Genomic DNA, 21,133 nt, shown 5'->3' on the forward strand with positions numbered 1-21,133 from the left:
AACTTACCTCTAAATACTATGACTCAACCACTAATCGGCATTATTATGGGTAGTGATTCAGACTTGCCGATTATGAGCGATGCGATCGCTATTTGCGATGAATTTGATCTAGCAACTGAAGTTGCGATCGTTTCTGCTCACCGTACTCCCGAAAAAATGGTTGAATACGCCAAGTCTGCTCATGGGCGCGGGATTAAAGTTATTATTGCTGGGGCGGGTGGTGCGGCTCATTTGCCGGGTATGGTTGCAGCTTTGGCTCCTTTGCCTGTAATTGGCGTTCCCGTACCTAGCCGCCACTTACAGGGGCTTGATTCTTTGTACTCTATTGTCCAAATGCCTGCGGGTATTCCTGTCGCTACTGTAGCTATTGGTAATGCTAAAAATGCTGGCTTGTTGGCGATCCAAATTCTCGCAACTTCTCGAACTGAATTATTAGAGAAAGTCCAAAACTACCGCCAATCTCTGGCTCAATCTGTTTTAGATAAACAAGCAAAATTAGAAACTATAGGCTATCAAAAATATCTTTCTTGCTAATCCTTAGTCATTAATTTGCCGCACTCCGTTTAACACGGGATTTACCTCAGAGTCAGAAAATAAATTGCTACCACCACTCCAGTTAAAATCGCTAATCCGAAAACTTAAAGAACCCAGTGCCAATACTGGGTTGTAGCGCAAAGTAACGCCATAGGTGCGGCGGCTGTATTCTAAAATGTAGTCGGTACTAATATTTTCTCCGCTATCTAAGTTGAGGGAAGCTTGGATACCAAGGCGGAAAGGTCCGTAGATTTGTTGGACAAAGCCAAGTTCGAGAACTTTATTATCAACTGCGCGATCGAATAAAAATGGTGATAGTCCGCTCCGAAGATCTTGAGAAAAACTGACATTAAAGCCTGTATAGTCAAAAAACCGCCGAGAAAAATGTCCAAACTGTCCTTGGATGCCAATAGTTCCCGTAATCGTGTTTTGACTATCTCCACTGCTGTAGAGGCTGCTAACTCCCTTCAGCCCAGTAAATAAGCTGACATAAGGAATTACTGGTACGGGGGTATAGCGCAGTCCCTCGGTGGGAGTGGCGGCTAGAGGGGTTCCTTGCCAAAGAGCGAAGCCCCGATTGAGGGCGATGCTTGCTTGCAGACGACCCAAAGAAATGCGATCGCTATCTCGTTCTACATCTAACAACTCTGCGCGATCGCTGTCTGCATTAATCAATTGAGCGCCAGCTTGATAGCTCAAAGCAATACCTGTAGTTCCTAACGCAATCACTGGCGAAGTCAATACCGCGCCAAGACTGCTTTGAACGGTTTGATAACCAAGGCTGCCATTAAACAAGCGATCGCGGTAGCTGTATTCTGCGGTCAATTGATAGGGCGCTTCAACCCTGCCTATAGATTGACTAACGCGCAAGCTTGCCCGGAAATTTTCTTCTAGCTGGCTTAAATCTAGGCTAGTAATCGAGGCTCTACCGCGAATTGCAGTCCGCTCTCCCAGATTTACTCGCAATTTTGACCTCAAACCGTACAAATCGGGATCGAGGACGTTACCGCCGCTTTCGAGCAACGCTTCTTGAACGAAAATTTGCGGCGATAAAGTTAGCTGTACTTGTTCGGTATTAATTGGACTAAAGTTGCGCTCGATAAATACGCCGCCCCGTTCGTCACCGTCCAAGCCGACTTGAAATAATCCTGGCGTAACATCCCTTTCGGTGCGATCGATCACTGTCTCATCTTTGGGAATGGGGATTGATAGCCCTTGATCGAATACCAAACGCTGACCTGTGGTACGAATGCGATCGCGCTGCGGTGTTTCCCTAGTTAGCGTGACTTCATCTGCTCTTAATTCTAGTTCGGCGGGGGAAAATGGGTCGTTGGTAATTCTAACGTTTTGGGCTTGCCAACCTTGGGGGGAAAATTCTACTTGCTGCGCCTGAAAACGCAAGCGGCGAATTACACCGCCTTGCTGGGGTAAGGCAACATTGTTGATGTCTATACCTGCGCCGACACTAACGCCAATACCACCAGTGCTGGTAACGTTTTGTCTTGGTTGATTAGCAGTAATGCGATCGCTGGGTGGATTTGCGGGTACTGCGCCAGCGCTGACATCGGTTGCTAAATTAATAGACAGGTCAAGGCTTGCACTAGGGATAAAAATTTCTCCTGTAGCATTGAGCAATTCTCCGGTATTTTGCACAAAGTTGTAGGTAAATCTTTCGCCGCGAAGGACTTGTTCGCCGCGCGTTACGGCTACATTTCCTTGTCCTACAGCAATCCGGTTAGATAGATTGACTTGCAAGCTATCGGCATCTATGACACCGCCATTTAGTCTTAATATTACATTTCCTTCCGCCGTAACAATTTGTCTTTGCTCGTCGTACTCTTGGCGATCGGCGTTTAATTCTACAATTCTGCTGTTTACTGGCGCAATATTAGTAGGTGCGCTGGGATTAGGGGCATTTGTTCCGGGTGGTGTAGTTTGCGTTTCTGAATTAGGAGAGTTTTCTACAGGCGGTGTAGGTTGCGTTTCTACCCTGCTTGCCGGGGGCGTAAGTTGGGTTTCTGTTGGTTCCTCTACGGGAAATGGTTTTACTTCTACGGGCGTTTCTACGCTTCCTGGAGGGCTTTGAATTTCGTTTGGAGGAGTTGGAGTTTGGGCGACTACTTCTTGAGGTGTTTGGTTGTTAATAGTCGATCCTGGAAGTGCGCTATCCTGATTTGCCGTGGTCGAACCTTGTACGAGATAGCCGACACTAACAGGCGCACCTAGGGAAGCCGCGCTTTTTTTAGATGCTTTTAATCGGTTAGCTAAGGATAAATGAGCAGGAGTTAGAGTTCCAGCTTGATTTGTCGAAAGTTTTGGTTCGGGAATTGATGAATTTGAAGTAGTTAGGCGAGTATTTTCTACTTGAACTATAGGAGGCGGTGCTGGTGATGGTAATGGGTAGGGCATATTTAAGCAAATTGGTAGCTAATTATCAGCCCGGAAGCATAAATTCAACCACACTGGCAACCGCCTTTTAGGTTAGTTGTTTTCAAGCGCAATAGTTTCTGTCTCTTGCCTCGCGAAGCTTATTCTAGATCGCGACGGCTAGGATTGCGAGAAGGATCGTTTGACAAAAAGCCAAAGAAGAACATCGCTACAAATATACCAACAACAATATACACAGCTATTTTAAGAGTGACCACAGAATTTATCTCCGCAACAAATATTAAGCAGATAGCTTTCTTATAATACCGAAAGATCGGGCTATTTTTCCTGGGCGATCGCACTGATAAGCTAAGAGTTGTCAAATAGATAAAAAACCGCCCAAATAAATTTTTTTACCCATAAAAGTATCAACAGTTGCCAATTCAAGGTAGAACCAGGTAAACAATAGCCATAACCACCTTTACTTAAATTTCTATCAACTCATGCAGCCAATTCGGACTTTTAACGTTTCTCCTTCTTTGCCGCCTCGGCTGGAAAGCCTGCGCCCCTTAGCTTACAACTTACATTGGGATTGGAATGCCGAAAGTAAAGACTTATTTCGCCGTTTAGATCCAGATTTATGGGAAGCAAGCCGCCACAATCCGGTTTATATGCTAGGCAATATTAGCCAAGCACGTTTGCAGGAAGTGGTAGAAGATGAAGGCTTTTTAGCCCAAATGGATAGAGCCGCACGTCAGTTGGAATATTATTTGCAAGAGCGTAGCTGGTATGACAAACATCGGGCGCAGGAGACAGAAAATAAAACTAATAAATACGCACAAGAATGTTTTGCTTATTTTTCCGCCGAATTTGGGCTAGTTGACTGCTTGCCGATTTATTCTGGAGGCTTGGGGGTTTTAGCGGGAGATCATTTAAAGTCAGCAAGCGATTTGGGCTTACCGCTAGTAGGAGTTGGCTTACTCTACCAGCAAGGATACTTTGCTCAGTACCTCAATGCCGATGGATGGCAGCAAGAACGCTACCCGATCAACGATTTTTATAATATGCCCCTGCATTTAGAGCGTAATGCCGATGGTTCGGAGTTGCGAATTGAGGTGGATTATCCAGGGCGCACGATTTACGCCAGAGTTTGGCGGGTGCAAGTTGGAACCGTACCTTTGTACCTTTTAGATACAAATATTGAGCCAAATAACCCCTACGATCAAGACATCACCGATCAATTGTACGGTGGCGACATTGATATGCGTATCCACCAGGAAATTATGCTGGGAGTTGGCGGGGTGCGGATGCTCAAAGCGTTGGGTTTGCGAGTGACAGCCTATCACATGAACGAGGGACACGCTGCTTTTTCGGCTCTAGAGCGGACGAGAATCTTGGTTCAAGAAGAAGGCTTAAAGTACAACCAAGCAAGACAATTAGTTGCGTCAAGTAATATTTTTACAACTCATACTCCCGTACCTGCGGGAATTGATTTGTTTGCACCAGATAAAACCTTGTATTACTTGGGGCATTATGCGGAAATTTTTGGCTTAAATAAGGATCAACTACTAGGTTTGGGGCGGGAAAATACTGGGGATTTGACTTCGCCTTTTAGTATGGCAGTGTTGGCACTAAAAACTTCAACTTTTGCCAATGGTGTTGCCCAGTTGCACGGGGTAGTATCGCGGGGAATGTTTAGAGGTTTGTGGCAGAATTTGCCTGTCCAGGAAGTACCGATTACCGCAATTACCAATGGCGTTCACGCGCGTAGTTGTGTTGCCAGCGCTACCCAAACTTTGTACGATCGCTATCTAGGTCCAAATTGGTCGTCAGCCCCAGTCAATAGCTCGTTGTGGGAGCGCGTACATACGATTCCTGACGAGGAGTTATGGCGCAATCACGAACGCTGCCGTTTGGATATGGTGGTGTTTGTCCGAGAACACTTAGTAAATCATTTACGCGATCGCGGGGCAAGTCCGGCAGAAATTACCCAAGCTCAAGAAGTCCTAGATCCTTCGGTATTAACAATTGGCTTTGCTCGTCGCTTTGCTACTTACAAACGCGCTACGTTGTGGATGCGAGACTTAGAAAGATGCAAGCGCATTTTAGCGGGAAATAAAGACCGTCGGGTGCAATTTGTAATTTCTGGGAAGGCTCACCCTAAAGATATTCCTGGTAAAGAGTTAATCCGCGATATTAACCGCTTTATCCGGGAGCAGGGTTTGTCTAAGCAAGTGGTATTTGTGCCTAATTACGACATTCATGTAGCGCGGTTATTGGTTGCTGGGTGCGATATTTGGCTCAATACTCCCCGTCGTCCCCGCGAAGCTTCTGGTACTAGCGGCATGAAAGCATCAATGAATGGTTTGCCAAATTTGAGCGTTTTAGATGGCTGGTGGGATGAAGCGGACTATGTACGTACTGGTTGGGCAATTGGACATGGGGAAAATTATGACGATCCTATGTATCAAGATGAAATTGAGGCAAACGCTCTGTATGACTTAATCGAACAAGATGTAGTGCCTTTATTTTATCACCGCGATGCGGAGGGTATACCTCGCAGTTGGGTGGCGAAAATGAAAGATGCAATTCGGCTCAATTGTCCGTTTTTTAATACTGAACGGATGGTGAGCGAGTACGCTACAAGGGCGTATTTTCCGGCAAGCGATCGCTATCATAGTTTAAGCGTGAATCATTACGCGCCAGCCCACGAATTATCCCAGTGGAAGGCGAATTTATTTGACCACTGGTACAACATCAAAATCAATAGTATTGATATTTCGGATACGGCGGATGTGAAGGTAGACCAAACTATTGCGGTTAAAGCAAAAATTGATTTGGCAACTTTAACTCCTAATGATATTCAAGTAGAGCTTTATCAAGGTGCTATTGATACTAATGGTGAGATTGTAAATGGTGTTCCGGTAGTTATGGAGTACCAAGGGCAAGATTCTAATGGTAGTTGCGTGTATACAGCAGATATTGTTTATACTCACTCTGGTTTACAGGGTTTGTCTTTGCGCGTACTACCGCAGCACGAATACTTGTCTAGTCCTTACGAACCCCGATTAATTTTGTGGGCTTCTTGATGTTGGTTGGACTTCTTGCATAAGATTTATTAGTCGGCTTGAGCCGACTTTAGCTATAAGCAAGTGGGTTTTAACCCTAGGCAGGCTAGGTATGATTTTCTAATGAATCAGTTGAGCATCTCTAGCTTTTGCAAGAAGTCTAGTGGTTGGTCTTACAAACCAAACCTTGTTGTAAGAAAAACCAAAATATGGGGGGTCTGCCCCCCAAACCCCCTGCAAAAGTGTCATATCTGTGAGACAGCCGAATTCGTAAAAAACCAAGTTGCGAAAGTCTTAATAAAGCTCGTTTAACTGCAACATCAATATTTCAATACTCAATGAAATTCCTTGCCTAAACAACGATTAGACACTCTATTAGTAGAGCTTGAATTATGCTCCTCTCGCGCCTTAGCCCAAAGGTTAATTCAGGCTGGAGAAGTTAGGGTAAATGGGCAAGTTGTCGATAAAGCAGGTACAGAAGTCGATATAAAAGCCCAAATTCAAGTTAAAGAAAAGTTGCCCTATGTGTCTAGAGGGGGCGAAAAACTGGCAAAGGCTCTATCGGTATTTGCTATCGACGTTACAGACAGAATTTGTCTAGATGGCGGCATTTCTACGGGCGGTTTTACTGACTGCTTGCTGCAAAATGGCGCAAAAAAAGTTTATGGCGTTGATGTGGGCTACGGACAAGTTGATTGGCGTTTGCGTAACGACCCGCGAGTAGTATTGTTGGAACGTACCAACTTGCGCCATCTCCAACCCCAAGACTTGTATCAGGATTCAGAAATCGCTGATTTGACAGTCGTTGATGTGTCGTTTATTTCCCTAACTAAAGTGATGCCTGCTTTATGGCAATTGCTAACCCCGCCACGGGAGGCGGTATTGCTAGTTAAGCCGCAATTTGAAGTTGGTAAGTCCCGTGTGGGCAAAAAAGGTGTTGTCCGCGACCCCAAAGACCAAGCGGATGCTATTTTTCACGTCTTGCAAGCTGCTTTAGAAATTGGCTGGCAATATCGGGGTTTAACTTGGTCGCCTCTGCAAGGTCCCGCCGGAAATATTGAGTACCTTTTGTGGTTGGGAATGGATAGCCAAACGCCGCCTTTAGACCAAATAGAAGTCGCCCAATTAGCTAAAATGGCTCATGAAAATTTGAAAGCAAGTAGCTAAGTTGAGCGTTTTTAGAGTAATTAGCTTGTCGCCGGAAGCCCCGCGCTCTACCGTCTCGGTGAGCGCCGGGATGGATAGGCGGTCAGACGACCCCCCTCGATGGGGGTGAGGCTGACAATTTCTTGCCGAGGTTTCTTACCAAACTTCTAATTACATCAGACTGTGTTCTATCTGTCTGTTCACAATAAGTTTTTAAAATCTTAAGCTCTGGCTCGGACAGCCTGACAAATAAACCTTTTTTCATACTTTTGTATATCAATATGCTATTCTTGATATATGATAACAGCTTACCAGTACAAACTTATAGCGGTTCGCACTTGAGTGCAGTACACCTTAAGCATGACCTCACAGTAATTAAATCCTAAAGCTGTACTTTATCGGAATGAGAACTGCTGTAAACCGACAAAACAGCAAGCAGTTGAAATTGACCGATGGGTATCAATGCTATGCAGTCAGTACAACTACTTGTTGGCGGACAGGTTTGACTGGTACGAGCGCAATCGTAGCCCCGTAAATGCTTGTCCGTTGGTCTGCCATCTACCAGAACTGCGAGACAATCCAGACTACTACAGCCAGAAGAAAACCCTACCCAACCTTAAAAAGACGCATCCTTGGTACGCGGAAATATATTCTCAAGTGCTGCAAGACGTAGTTAAAAGAGTAAAAGGTACTTTTGATAGGTTTCTTAAGGGTGATAGCAGTGGCAAACGTAGTGGTAGACCTCGTTTTAAACAACGGTCGCGTTATCGAACTTTCCTTTATCCTCAAGTAAAAGAAGGTTGTTTGAATGGCAATTTAATTAACTTACCAATGTTGGGAAAAGTTAAACTTATTTTGCATAGACCTATTCCTGATGGGTTTAAAATCAAAACTGTTTCTGTTACCAAAAAAGCTGATGGTTATTATGCGACTTTAAGTCTGGAAGATGATAGAGTCCCAATAATAAAACCTGATTTCAACCCAGAATTAATAACTGGAATTGATGTCGGACTTAAGGAGTTTTTAACAACTGCTCAAAACGAAACTGTTGCTATACCTCAGTATTATCGCAAAGCACAGAAGCGCTTGAAGGTAATTCAAAAACGGGTATCTCGTCGCAAAAAGGGTAGCAACCGTAGGCTTAAAGCAATCAAATCTCTGGGCAAGCAACATAAAAAAGTTGCAGATAAAAGAAAAGAATTTCATTACAAAACTGCAAATCACTTACTTAACGAATATGACGTAATCGCCCATGAAGACCTAAATGTTAAGGGCTTGGCTCGTACTAATAAAGCTAAGTCTATTCATGATGCTGGATGGTCAAGCTTCCTATCAATACTTGCAAACAAAGCTGAAAAAGCTGGTTTGCTAGTGATAGGAGTAAGTGCCTACAACACCAGTCAAAATTGCTCTGCTTGTGGGATAAAAGTACCCAAGGAATTGTCTGAACGTTGGCATAGTTGCAGTTGCGGATGCAGCAAGGGCCGCGACCATAATGCAGCGGTGAATATAATGAATAGGGCGGCGGGTCAACCCGTCCTTAAAGCCAAGAGCCTCCGTTTGCTGTAGCAGGATTGTCTTGGAAGCTCACACTGTACTTGGTACTCCAAGTCAGTGATGGGAGTTGTCACGGAACTCTCAGATTAAGAGCTAAATAAAATAATGAAAAACTAGCCCCATTTACTAATGCCAAAATTGTAGTTGTTGGTACTAGCAGACAGGGAGAGCCGTTAGTTATCCAGCCATAAAAACTAATTTCCAGCGTATTCTAGAAAAGCCGCACATTCTACATGAGATGTTTGGGGAAAGAAATCCGCAGGCTGGACTCTAACTAATTGATAGTTACCCTCTTGACAAAATAGTTTTAAATCGCGGGCTAAAGTAGCAGGTTTGCAGCTAACATAAACGATTTGCTGAGGCTTAGTTGCAATTAAAGCATCAATTACCGTGCGATCGCATCCTTGGCGGGGTGGGTCGAGTAAGACAATATCTGGCTTAATTGATAAAGATGGGAGTGACTTTTCGACGGAACCTAATTGAAAGCTGGCATTAGCAATATCATTGCGCCAAGCATTAAACCTAGCTTGTTCTACGGCGGCGGCTTGTACTTCTAAGCCAATTACTTGTTTAACTTGGGAAGCTAGAGGCAAACTTAACGTCCCAATGCCACAATACGCATCCACTAAGACCTCCGTACCTTGCGTTTTGAGTTGTTCTCTAATAACTTCTAACAACGCCTCTGCCGCCTCTGTATATACCTGAAAAAACGTAGTTGGCAACATTTGAAACTCTAAGCCAGCAAATTGTTCTACTAAGTAAGCTTCTCCAGCAATAGCGCGAGTTTTTTCGCCAAATATCGTATTAGTAACTTTGGCGTTGAGATTTAGCGATACGCCTACCAATTTTGGGTAACGATTTAACCATTCTTGAGCTTGTGCTTCAATTTCTTGTAAGTTCCAATCTGTCACTACTAACGTCAGCAACATTTCTCCGGTACGGCGACCAATTCTTAAGCCCAAATGCCGCAACTTACCTTGATGGCGAGTTTCGTTGTATATCGACCAACCGCGCTTGTAAATATCTTGCTTGATTTCCTTGAGTAGCGGATTTAGTCGCTCATCTTGGACGGGACATTGATTGAGATTGATTAGCTGGTGAGTGCCTTTTTGATAGTAACCTGCTTGTACTTGCCCTTCGGCTGACCTACTGAGGGGATAAGTAACTTTATTGCGATAGCCTAAAACCTCTGGTGCTGCTAAAACTGGATCTATAGGTGGATTCGTAAATCCGCCAAGTCGTTCCAATGCTTGAACTACTTGATTAAACTTAGCTTCTAACTGATAGCTATAAGCTACAGGTTGCCACTGACAACCACCGCATTTATCGGCGACAATGCAGCTAGGACGAATGCGGTGAGGGGAGCGTTCTAATATTTCGTGTAATTTACCGTAGGCATATTTGGGTTTTACTCTAACTAGACGCGCTAAAATGCGATCGCCTGGTACAGTATCGGGAATAAATACAACTCGTTCCTCAAAGCGTCCTACCCCGTCTCCGGTATCGCTCAAATCACCGATAACTACTTCAATTAAGTTCCCTTGCTGCCACGAATCTAGCTGATTTTTATCTTCGGCGGATAATTGATTTAAAGACATAGTGTTAAATTCTCTTTATTTGTGTACATAGACTTAGTTAAACTACTAATGATAATTAGCGATCGCAATCATCATGAGTGTAGTTAGTCAACTTATTTTGCAAGCCGACGACGATCTTCGCTACCCTAGCACTGGCGAACTTAATACCATCAAAGAGTTTCTGCAAACTGGAGAACAGCGCATGAGAATTGCTGCAACTCTTGCCGAGAACGAGAAAAAAATTGTCACTGAAGCCAGCAAGCAACTTTGGCAGAAGCGCCCCGACTTTATCGCCCCCGGCGGTAATGCTTACGGCGAACGTCAACGAGCTTTATGTCTGCGCGATTATGGCTGGTACTTGCGCCTAATTACTTATGGCGTACTTGCGGGCGATAAAGAACCGATTGAAAAAATTGGTTTGATTGGCGTGCGCGAAATGTACAATTCTTTGGGCGTTCCCGTTCCTGGAATGGTTGAATCTATCCGTTGCTTGAAAACTGCGGCTCTTAACTTAATGAGCGCAGAAGATGCGGCAGAAGCTTCACCTTACTTTGACTATATCATTCAGTCAATGTCCTAGTAATAGGAATGCGTGTTAAAAAGCTCAACATAAAGTGTGTACTCTGCAAAATTTTTAGCGGCATTACACTAAAATTCTAAACTTTTAACTTGATTCCTCACTGGTAGCGGCTGCAATAGCATTTTGTTAAACATCCGCTTGCAGTGAGGAAATTTTAGTTTATGTGAGCATAGCTCTAAACCAGTCCTCAAAGCGATCGCCTAATGCCTCTAAAGAATACTCTGTTTCCGCACTCTGGCGGCAGGTAGAGCGGTTAATTTGCCCCAAACGTGAGATCGCACTTACTAACCCTTTTACGCTGTCTGGTTCTACCAAAAACCCCGTCTCACCGTCTTGCACAATCTCCGCCGGACCTCCCCGGCGATAAGCAATCACTGGTACTCCACAAGCCAAAGCTTCTATTGCCACATTACCAAAAGCTTCTACCCAGCGCGGTGTCATAAGTAAGGCTTTGCACGAGCGCAATTGTTGCTGCATATCGGTAGTAGACAAAAAACCCAAGTATTCTATCGGTGCATCGGGGTAAGCGTGACAAATCTTTTGCCAGTAGGCTTCGTCTTGCATTTTGCCCATGATTTTGAGGGGAATATTCGCTATTTGCGCCGCTTCTACCGCATCCTCTAAAGCTTTTTCGGGGGCAACTCTCCCTAGCCAAGCTAAATAATTATCTGGTTGGGGGCAAAACTTGTATAAAGATAAATCTACACCGCTACTCAAACAAGCACATTGCGAGTTAAGCGCAAAAGTTGCCGCTTGAGAAGGTGTATAAAAACCAATCGTATCGGGAAATTTTGTTGCTACTTGGGCAACAATTTCATCCATTGCTGCCGATAGCGAACCCATACTAACAAAATGAGCGATCGCTTTATCAAAAAATGGAGTCAGATAAAAAGGCAGCCAATCGTAAGCAAAGTTCACGATTAAATCGTACTCCCCTTGTACTTGCCGCGCGTACTCCCACATATTCGCCAGCACGGAATTATCGGGCATCATAATTGGCGTGTTTCGCTCCTGACTTTGGGCAATAATTTGTACGTTGCCAGGAATTTCTACTATAGGCAATTGGGCAATTTTTGAGCCAACAGGTGCAAGTATTTTTAAGCTATGTCCGCGCCGCAGCATTTCTTGAGCGATATTATATAAACTTAATTCAACTCCGCCGCCTACTCCCGTACCCAAAGCACCCACAGGAGTAGAGACAAATAGTAATTTGAGAGAATTGGTAGGCAAAATAATTAACTTTTAAGGTAAGATTTCTGGTTCGTTGACGCTAACCGTTGCTCGTTGAAGTTCCGTTTCAGCCTGCGAAGTGCTAGTAATTTCCATAAGCTGATTATTGGCGGCGGTTAGATTTTCTCTTTGATTGACTAAGTAAATGCTGACTAAAGTTAAGCCAACTCCCGTCCACTGCAAAGGACTAAGGAATTCTCCCAAGAAAAGATTACCAAAAAACAAAGCAAATACCGGAGTCAAAAAAGTTAAAGAACTCAGACTTGTTAAGCTACCGCTAGAAGCAAAGTAAAAAAATAATCCATAAGCTACGGCGCTACCAAATATAGTTGAATATCCCAGCGCCAGCCACCCACCCAAATCGATATTTATCCACTGCTGAGATTCAAACTTACTAGACAGCGCAAACAACGGTAAACCACCCAAAATCATGTGCCATCCGGTAGCTACTACCGGCTCTACGTAGCGGCAGACATAACGAATAAGAATTGTCCCTACAGCCATCGACAGCGCCGCTAATAGCATCAACCATTCACCACTCGCAAACAACTGTTCCCAACTTCCAGAAGTCGCACTTACATTGTGATGAAGCAAATTTATTATCCATTGGTCGGGTACGCCAATTAAACTAATCCCCAGTACGCCAATAAATAAGCCTAGCCAACCCCATAACCCAATGCGATCACCAAACAGCAAAAGTGCGAGTATTGCCACTGCCAAGGGCTGAGAATCAATCATTACTGATCCTAATCCCGCGCCAGTTTTTCCTAATCCTTCTGCTAAAAATCCTTGAAACATTGTGCCATCTACCAAGGCAAATAAAGCAATCCACAGCCATGTTATCCATCCTTTGGGCTGAGGTTTGCCAAGAATTGCTGCAACTATCAAAACCAATACTCCCGCCGGGACTAAACGCACTCCTGCCATAAATAACGGCGTAGTATTAGGTATTACTGCTTTCATTGCTACCATTGCCGTACCCCAGAAGAAAAAAGGCGCAATTAGTAGGAAAGGGGCAAGTAATTTTGAATTAGTAATTTTTAACTGCATGGAGTGGCTGGCTTTCAAGGCGTTTTCTTTAATTCTACTCAAATATGTATTTTTGTTAAGGTTGCGTTAATTGTGGGTGAGGTGAAGTAGGGCATAGTTTAGATCCCAGGATAATTTATCGGCTGAAAACAGTTTGATTGTAGAACTTTCTAACTTTGCTACATCTCATACTGTTTGTTAAATCGCAACCAAGTAAGCTTGATATGTTTTCTATGTAAAGGACAGGATTATGAGTGGTAATGAATCGCGTTTCGCTGCAATTTGTCAAATCACAGACCGCGAACTCCTGCCGCCAAAGACTCCTAATCGCCTAGAAGAACTATGGGCAACTGATGTTTTTACATTAAACAAAATGCAGGCTTGTCTGCCTAAAGATGTTTTTAAAGCTATCAAGCAAACGGTGCAAACAGGTGGAAAGCTTGATGTCTCGGCAGCAGGTGTCGTTGCTGCGGCGATGAAGGATTGGGCAATTTCTAAAGGCGCTCTCTATTACGCCCATGTGTTTTATCCAATGACTAACTATACGGCGGAGAAACACGATGGCTTTATCTCGGTGCAAAGCGATGGCTCAGTAATTACAGAATTTACAGCCAAAGTGCTGGTGCAGGGTGAACCAGATGGCTCGTCTTTTCCCAACGGCGGTATTCGCTCCACTTTTGAAGCTAGAGGTTATACAGCGTGGGATGTTACTAGCCCTGCCTATGTCATGAAAACTGACAATGGCGTGACTTTGTGCATTCCAACGGTTTTCATTTCTTGGACTGGTGAAGCCCTAGATAAGAAAACACCGCTATTACGCTCCAATGCCGCTATGAGCAAAGCCGCAACTCGGTTGCTCAAGCTTTTAGGTCACACTGAGGTTGCCCCGGTCAACTCTAGTTGTGGTGCAGAGCAAGAATACTTTTTAGTCGATTCTCACTTTGCTAATAGTCGCCCAGATCTCTTATTGACAGGCAGAACCCTTTTTGGCAGACCCGCCGCCAAAGGTCAACAGTTTGACGATCATTATTTTGGAGCCATTCCAGAGCGCGTCCAAGTCTTTATGCAAGACGTGGAAGAACAGATGTATCGGTTGGGCATTCCAGCTAAAACCAGACATAACGAAGTTGCCCCCGGACAGTTTGAGATTGCCCCATTTTTTGAAGCGGCAAACGTCGCAAGCGATCATCAACAGATGACGATGACGATTTTGAAGAACACCGCCAAAAAGCACGGCTTTATCTGCTTGCTGCATGAAAAACCCTTTGCAGGCATTAATGGTTCTGGGAAACACGTCAACTGGTCGGTGGGCAATGCTACCCAAGGAAATCTCCTCGATCCGGGTGATACGCCGCACTCAAATCTGCAATTTTTGCTCTTTTGCGGCGCTGTAGTCCGGGGCGTTCATAAATACGGTCCGCTCCTACGGGCAGTGGTTGCTTCTGCTAGTAACGATCACCGCTTGGGTGCAAACGAGGCTCCACCCGCGATCATTTCGGTCTACTTAGGTTCTCAACTTGAGGACGTATTTGAGCAAATTAAGCAGGGAGAAGTGAAAAACTCTGCCCATGCTGGGGTGATGAACTTGGGCGTAGATACCTTACCCGAATTTCCTAAAGATCCAGGCGATCGCAATCGGACATCACCTTTTGCTTTTACAGGCAACCGCTTTGAGTTTCGGGCTGTTGGTTCTAATCAAGCTGTTTCTGGTCCACTGGTGGCAATGAATATGATTTTGACTGATTCATTGACTTGGGTGGCAGATACGCTAGAGGCTGAGTTAGCCAAAGGGGTTGCACTAAATGATGCCGCTTATACGGTACTTAAGTCGGTGATGGATCAACACAGCGCGGTTATTTTTGGCGGCAACGGCTATTCGGAAGAATGGCACAAGATGGCGGTGGAGCGGGGGTTGTTAAACTTACCGACTACTGCTGATGCCTTGCCCATTTTAAAAGAAAAGTATATTGAGGAACTATTTGAAAAAACGGGCGTGCTGTCTGCCACTGAACTAGAAAGTCGCTTTGAAGTCTATGCTGAACAGTACATCCAGGTAATTGAGATGGAAGCCAAACTGATGATTAGTATGGCAAAAACGGTGATCTACCCTGCTGCCTATCGCTACTTATCTGAGCTTTCTAGCACGATCGCCAATTTGAAAGCAATTGGGGTAGAACTTGAAAAAGAAAGCGTTGAAAAGGTGGCTTCGCTGACCAAAATGCTAATGGATAATGTAAGTAAATTAAGTGATGCGCTAAGTAAGCATGATTTTGCGATCGCCGAAGAACACTTGCAATATTCGGCAAAAACGATTCGTCCGATGATGGATCGAGTTCGCGAGTACGCTGATGCCTTAGAAGGTGAAATAGCAGACGATTTGTGGCCCTTGCCTAAGTACCAGGAAATGCTGTTTATCAAATAGCAGATACCTAAAGCCAGCTTTAAGTTAGGCTGATATGATTTTCATGCTCTAGCAACCTCATGATTTCCACCATTCCAATCCAAAGTTACGGTTTGGAGTGCGAAATGAGAAAGTCTAACTTAAAGGTGGCGATATTACTTTGATTAATCGCCATCTAGATAGCAAGCCAAGGACACCGATTATGAATTATATAGATGGCGATGCAGCGCCCGTTTGCCTAACAGATTGAACGCTCCGGCGACGAAGCTCAAGGATTTGGCTGATTTCACGAGCAACACTAGGCTGACGCTCGATCATTCGCTCGTTTGTCGCGATCGAGGTAAGGTACTGATAGCCCACACACTGCCATGTAGCTGTCGCCAATTGTTTTAATTTTTTCCATCCCATAGCGCTCTGTAGCTTCGTCAAAGGAACTAACTAAAGCATTCAAAATGCTGACAGTTTCGTGGGCGGTGAGCAAGTCTGAGAGTTTGGCAAACCCAGTTAAATCGGAAAATAGAACGGCGACATTAGAAATACTTTCAGCAATGTTTTTCTCGCCGCTTTTGAGGCGTTTGGCGATCACTGCTGGAAAAATACTCAGTAGTAGTTGTTCGTTCTCCTGATTTTTCTCCTCAACTAGGCTAGTCTGAGCGCGCAGGCTACGAACCATAGCATTGACTGAGCGGGCGAGTTCCCCAAATTCATCATCTGTATCCAAGGGCGCGATCACATCTAATTGTCCTGCTTCTACCTTGCGGGCGTTCCCAATCAACTGATTAATCGGTTTAACAAAAAAATAAGCTAGTCCCATTGCCAGCAGCGTTACTAGCAGCATCAGTAATGTTGCTGAAATCAAAAGTTGACAGTATTCTAAGACACAAAACCACACCAGATTGTATTGATTGAGACTGTGTAAAGCAACGATCGATGGCGATCGCAAGCTAAGATACTAAGCAATCAATGGATTCTACAGGCTACGAAGTTAAAATTTTTACAGTGTTTATCTCTGTCAGACATTTGACGTATGTTATACAGACCAAATCTTTGCTTTGTAAGTAAGCTTAAATTAACCCAATTAGATAGTAGAGAGTAATTGTATATGTCAACAGATGAAGTTAAGGGAGAAGAACTAAAAAATAATGGTTTAGCTAAACAAGCTACAGACTTAGCAGAAAGCCTATTAAAGCAAGATAAGAAAAAACTTAAGAAATCAAAAAAGATTTTCGATGGTAGTAACGAAGTCTTCACTAAAAAAATTCCCAAGAAGATTTATGAAACTCAACTGCGGCAACTCCAGGTTGAATTAGTCAAAATGCAATACTGGCTCAAGCACGTCGGTTATCGAGTTGTGATAATTTTTGAAGGGCGCGATGCTGCGGGTAAGGGAGGAGTGATAAAACGCATTGCCGAACCGCTCAACCCTCGTGGTTGTCGCATTGTTGCCCTAGGCACTCCCTCCGATCGCGAGAAAACTCAGTGGTATTTTCAGCGCTATGTAGAACACCTGCCAGCCGCAGGAGAAATTGTATTATTTGATCGCAGTTGGTACAACCGAGCGGGGGTTGAACGGATTATGGGCTTTTGCACTGACGCTGAGTATCAAGAATTCATGCAATCTTGCCCAGAATTTGAACGAATGTTGGTTAATTCGGGCATTGTTTTACTCAAATACTGGTTCTCAGTTAGCGATGAGGAGCAAGAGCGGCGCTTTTTGTCCCGCAGTCACGATCCAGCAAGACGTTGGAAACTTAGTCCAATGGATTTGGAATCACGTAATCGCTGGATGGATTACTCGCAAGCAAAAGATGCCATGTTTGCCCGTACAAATATTCCCGAAGCTCCCTGGTTTACGATTGAGGCAGATGATAAAAAACGCTCCCGACTGAACTGCATTCATCATTTACTGAGTAAAGTCCCCTATGAAGATATGACCCCTCCGCCTCTAGAACTTCCGGCTAGACCTACGGCTGAAGATTATGCCCGCGCCCCTCGCAACGAGCAATTCTTTGTTCCTCAAGTATATTAATTGACACTCTTACAGCGGGATCGCTTTTTACTAGCAAGGAAAGCGATCGCTCCTAATTTTCGGCAATCTGCGTAGTATGCTGCTTTAAAATTTAGTTTGGTCATGAAGTGTAAGTGCGTTCAAGCGTAATTAACAAATTGCTTGTCAATAAAAGGAGAAGTCATTGCCGCTAAAAGTCCACCATAATCTAGGCTAAACTTCACTTCACTACCAACTTTTAAGTCATAGTTGTTGCTGTCGAGAACAATATGATCGCTGCTAGACCCTAGTATTTCCAAATCTTCACTAGGCTTTAAGCCAGATACCAAAATGTCTTGCCTGCCCAAAGCAACAATAACTCTCCGTCGAATGCCTCGATCGATGAAGGTGGGAACACTGCCAAAAGCATTTTGGCAGCTTTCTCCAAAGGGTAAAGATGGCTTGTCTTTAGACTCAATTACTTCAGCAATCAACTTAAAAGCGTTGGCTTGCAGACCTGGAATAAATTTTCGGTTGACAGTTTCACAACCTAAAAGAATCGATTCACCTAAACGTAGGTTATTAATTCTATCGACTTTTTCTGAAGCTTTATACCATTCGTAGTTTGCTGAATTTCCGCCCGAAATTATTTCCAAATTAATTGAAAATTCTTTTTCAATAGCATCAGCTAACTGGGATAGCTCACGCATTTTGTGGCTATCTGGCTTAATTCCCCCAAAACACGCCAAATTGCAGCCAATACCAATAATTTTGATATGGGGTAGAGCAAGAGTTGTTTTAATGAATTGCGAAAGGTTGCCTTTAAGTATGCCCTCTCGCAGATCGCCCAACTCTACCATCACAATTATTTGATGGATTTTGTTATGAACCCTTGCATAGTGAGCAAGTGCTTTGACAGTCTCAAGTTCCGTATTAAGACTGATATCCACATTCTCAATTACAGATTCTGCCTGACTTAAAGTGGTACGCAGAAGCACAAACTGAGCCGATATCCCGGCATTTTTCATTCTTTGAATGTTCTCAAGGCGAGAATCGGCAATAAATTTTACTCCGCCTTCAATCATTGCTTTAGCGATCGCCGGATCTCCTAATACGGCTTTGGAAACTCCCATTAAGGAAATTCCCTGTTGTCCATAAAGTTCCGATAGTACCTGAGCGTTATGCCTTATTTGAGATAAGCTAATCTCTATTCTTGGCATTAATGCTTTCATTTTATGTATGTCGTCCAGAGGTTTTACGTTTACCTCATTGCCAATAGAGGAATAGTTTGTAATTCTTGTTTGATTTTTTGGTTCAGCTTGGGAAAGCGATCGCATAATGCTTGAACGAGTTTTTGACATCCGTAGTTCAATACATCAGTGGTTGGCAATTGAAAACGGTTTTCGTAATCAGTAATGGTTCTCCTAACTGCTTCGTCTGTTAAGTCTTCGTGGCTGAGTGTGATCGCAATAACTTGAGATTGGGAGATAGCTTCAATCAGTTGAATTTCACTCTCAACGGTAGGCATAGTTAAATGAGGAAAATCACACCGAAACTTTCTAGCAGGAGGATGTTGGAGGATAACGCCATCGGGCATGCTTCCTTTTAAAATACCCACAGAACTCATAAAAGCCGGATGACTAACCGCACTTTGTCCCTCAACTAAAATTAGATCGGGATTTTCGCACTCAAAAGCCTGAACAACGGCATTCTCTACTTCACCAATTGCAAATTGGGAAACAAGCGCGTCCATTGCTGCGCCGTACTTTGAACCCTGCATTAGGCTAGTTTGCCCTGTCGCCACCATTACCGATTTTATTCCCAGGCTATTTAAGGCTTTATTCAATTCCACGGCGGTAGTCATTTTTCCGCAAGCACAATCAGTACCTAATACAGCAATTACAGGAATATTTACTTTAGATATTTGACCCGTAAAAACGTGCAAATCTTTTAATTGCGGCGGTTTTCTGATGTCTTTAATTTGAATGCCGCACTTAACAGCCATAGCTACAAATTCGCGATCGTCTGAGAAAAATTGATGCAGCCCGTTAATAATATCCATCCCTTTTGACATGGCTTCTAAAATTAGCAGCTTTTCTTGCGAGGATATACAAGCATCTAAGGGAGCTTTGCCATAAATGTAACAATTGGGAACTTCTGCAAGTTTATCTAAAGCTTGAGCTAAGTTAGCAAAAATGGGAATACCATTTTTTTTATCCCCTAATTCTTCTCCTGCATCCTTGCCAGCCAAGGAACTATCAATAATCCCAACAATGGTATAAGTTTCCGAATGTCGAATCAAACCTGCGGCGGTTTTTCCGTCCACTAAGCCAAATTGATTTTCGCAGTAGACTAAAGCTGTTTCTTTAACGAGCGCCATGAAATTAATTTCCTTCAAGTTATTCCCGAATCATTGGGAGTTTTTTTGAAGTTGCCAAAATTCTCTACAATAAAGTTCTACAGTATGTACGAATTCTTCGCATAAACTTTATCAAGTATGAAGTCTGTAAGTTATTTGCAACTTTTAAAAATCTCGATCCAGTAAAAATATATAATCTAAGTAAGTCTTCGCAAAGCCTAAGTAAAGTTGATTTTGAGACGGAAATCTCAGGCTCTAATTGAGTTTTGATTTAAACTTAGCTTAAATCAATTGTAGCACACGCTACCGTTTTACTTTATGCTGCCTAAAAAGTCGTCAAATTGTGTAGATCGAGCGCCACAATATGTAGCAAAGTGCCTAAAAGCTATTTGACCCATAACCTAAATAAGTCTTTTAAGCATCAGTCCAATGGAGTAAAAATTAACCTTGGCAGTGAAATTGCGATTCTTTTGAAATTAAAACGTCGTTTCTCCATAATCTAAGATTACCCAGGGTGGAGATCCATTACTTGCCGTAACCTCTCACCCACTATTCCAGTCATTGTTGCTTTATCTAGCTCAAAATTGTTCGCTTCAAGGTTGCCCCCGTTAGGTCAGTACCACTCAAATTAGCATCACTCAAATCTGCCTCCGTTAGATCGGCGTTGCGGAGATTTGTGCCACTCAAATTAGCTCCCCTTAACTTTGCCCAACCGAAATTAACTTGACTTAGATTCAAATTACTTAAGTCTGCACCCATTAAATTAGCATTGATAAAATGTCTATCTCCAATTGCATAGCGTCGTTTTAATACTTCGACGCTCAATTTAGGTAATAAAGTGCAAGACTTACCTTTGTAACACCATCTAGCTCCAACTATTTTGGCAGCCGTCTCGATTGCTATTTCGTCGGCTACCGATAGGACAACACTATTACACTCGTCCCATTGACCGCCAAGCATGAAAGCAACATTCTCTGCTGCGTAACATGAATCGAATAAGAGAGTAGAATTCTCCCCCAACTCATTGCTTAATCCAGTAATACTGCCAGTGAGCAATAACAAGTTTTGCCATAAGTCTTTCATGCTCTAAAACCTCTACTTCTTAGCAATCAAGCATCTGCCTAAGTCTTTTCTCTCTACTATTTTAGTCTAAACTCGGATGACCAATGTTACCGCCAACGGCAATCAGGACAAGGATTGACGAATTGACGACATTAGATAATACGGCTGCTTTTTGGTATAGTCATGGCGAAGTGCTGCCTTGGTTGTATGCTTTGCTGCTCGTAGCGCCTAGGAAG

The 21,133-nt window shown here is 43.5% G+C and carries 15 protein-coding genes and 1 pseudogene; 7 read left to right on the top strand and 9 right to left on the bottom strand.

The window, feature by feature from the left end; all coding sequences use genetic code 11:
* Positions 1–18 precede the first annotated feature (18 nt).
* Positions 19–534, top strand: a complete 516-nt coding sequence (gene purE / locus AC2VE5_RS09665; RefSeq protein WP_486887545.1) for a 5-(carboxyamino)imidazole ribonucleotide mutase — start codon at positions 19–21, stop codon at positions 532–534.
* A gap of 3 nt (positions 535–537) precedes the next feature.
* On the opposite strand, the gene AC2VE5_RS09670 is transcribed toward purE, so the two are convergent.
* Entirely contained in the window at positions 538–2,943 is a 2,406-nt protein-coding gene (locus tag AC2VE5_RS09670) for a DUF3769 domain-containing protein (RefSeq protein WP_486887546.1), read from the bottom strand.
* Positions 2,944–3,062: 119 nt separating this feature from the next.
* Complete coding sequence (locus tag AC2VE5_RS09675) at positions 3,063–3,179, bottom strand: photosystem II reaction center protein I (protein WP_071994145.1); 117 nt, start codon at positions 3,177–3,179, stop codon at positions 3,063–3,065.
* Positions 3,180–3,404: 225 nt separating this feature from the next.
* Here AC2VE5_RS09675 and glgP point away from each other — a divergent pair, with 225 nt between their 5' ends.
* From glgP to AC2VE5_RS09690, 3 genes and pseudogenes are all read left to right on the top strand, one after another.
* Positions 3,405–5,990, top strand: a complete 2,586-nt coding sequence (gene glgP, locus AC2VE5_RS09680; RefSeq protein ID WP_486887547.1) for an alpha-glucan family phosphorylase — start codon at positions 3,405–3,407, stop codon at positions 5,988–5,990.
* A 327-nt stretch (positions 5,991–6,317) separates the two neighbouring features.
* Complete coding sequence (locus AC2VE5_RS09685; RefSeq protein WP_486887548.1) at positions 6,318–7,136, top strand: TlyA family RNA methyltransferase; 819 nt, start codon at positions 6,318–6,320, stop codon at positions 7,134–7,136.
* Positions 7,137–7,577: 441 nt separating this feature from the next.
* Positions 7,578–8,733: pseudogene (locus AC2VE5_RS09690) on the top strand (RNA-guided endonuclease InsQ/TnpB family protein).
* A 133-nt stretch (positions 8,734–8,866) separates the two neighbouring features.
* Here AC2VE5_RS09690 and rlmD read toward each other — a convergent pair.
* Entirely contained in the window at positions 8,867–10,270 is a 1,404-nt protein-coding gene (gene rlmD, locus AC2VE5_RS09695) for a 23S rRNA (uracil(1939)-C(5))-methyltransferase RlmD (RefSeq protein WP_486887549.1), read from the bottom strand.
* A gap of 73 nt (positions 10,271–10,343) precedes the next feature.
* Between rlmD and AC2VE5_RS09700 the strand changes: the two genes are divergently transcribed.
* Positions 10,344–10,829: an allophycocyanin gene (locus AC2VE5_RS09700; RefSeq protein ID WP_486887550.1), complete on the top strand. Its 486-nt coding sequence runs from the start codon at positions 10,344–10,346 to the stop codon at positions 10,827–10,829.
* Positions 10,830–10,988: 159 nt separating this feature from the next.
* On the opposite strand, the gene AC2VE5_RS09705 is transcribed toward AC2VE5_RS09700, so the two are convergent.
* Positions 10,989–12,059 carry a glycosyltransferase family 4 protein gene (locus tag AC2VE5_RS09705; protein WP_486887551.1) on the bottom strand — a complete coding sequence of 357 codons (1,071 nt, stop codon included), beginning with the start codon at positions 12,057–12,059 and terminating at the stop codon, positions 10,989–10,991.
* A gap of 12 nt (positions 12,060–12,071) precedes the next feature.
* On the bottom strand, positions 12,072–13,109 hold the full coding sequence (locus AC2VE5_RS09710; protein WP_486887580.1) for a DMT family transporter: 1,038 nt from the start codon (positions 13,107–13,109) through the stop codon (positions 12,072–12,074).
* Positions 13,110–13,338: 229 nt separating this feature from the next.
* On the opposite strand from AC2VE5_RS09710, the gene AC2VE5_RS09715 reads away from it, so the two are divergent.
* Positions 13,339–15,510, top strand: coding sequence for a glutamine synthetase III family protein (locus tag AC2VE5_RS09715; RefSeq protein ID WP_486887552.1), 2,172 nt, complete (start codon positions 13,339–13,341; stop codon positions 15,508–15,510).
* A gap of 277 nt (positions 15,511–15,787) precedes the next feature.
* Here AC2VE5_RS09715 and AC2VE5_RS09720 read toward each other — a convergent pair whose 3' ends face one another.
* Positions 15,788–16,348, bottom strand: a complete 561-nt coding sequence (locus AC2VE5_RS09720) for an adenylate/guanylate cyclase domain-containing protein (protein WP_486887553.1) — start codon at positions 16,346–16,348, stop codon at positions 15,788–15,790.
* Positions 16,349–16,591: 243 nt separating this feature from the next.
* Here AC2VE5_RS09720 and ppk2 point away from each other — a divergent pair, with 243 nt between their 5' ends.
* Positions 16,592–17,518, top strand: coding sequence for a polyphosphate kinase 2 (gene ppk2 / locus AC2VE5_RS09725; protein ID WP_486887554.1), 927 nt, complete (start codon positions 16,592–16,594; stop codon positions 17,516–17,518).
* Between the two features lie 119 nt (positions 17,519–17,637).
* Here the strand turns inward: ppk2 and AC2VE5_RS09730 are convergent, their stop codons facing one another.
* The 3 genes from AC2VE5_RS09730 to AC2VE5_RS09740 all read right to left on the bottom strand — a co-directional run bounded on the left by AC2VE5_RS09730 (position 17,638) and on the right by AC2VE5_RS09740 (position 20,918).
* A complete protein-coding gene (locus AC2VE5_RS09730; protein WP_486887581.1) occupies positions 17,638–18,708 on the bottom strand; it encodes an alanine/ornithine racemase family PLP-dependent enzyme in 1,071 nt (356 codons plus the stop codon).
* A gap of 29 nt (positions 18,709–18,737) precedes the next feature.
* A complete protein-coding gene (locus AC2VE5_RS09735; protein ID WP_486887555.1) occupies positions 18,738–19,856 on the bottom strand; it encodes an N-acetyltransferase DgcN family protein in 1,119 nt (372 codons plus the stop codon).
* Between the two features lie 552 nt (positions 19,857–20,408).
* Positions 20,409–20,918, bottom strand: a complete 510-nt coding sequence (locus tag AC2VE5_RS09740; protein WP_486887556.1) for a pentapeptide repeat-containing protein — start codon at positions 20,916–20,918, stop codon at positions 20,409–20,411.
* Positions 20,919–21,133 lie beyond the last annotated feature (215 nt).

The sequence above is a fragment of the Aliterella sp. E5.1 genome (genome assembly GCF_057473825.1).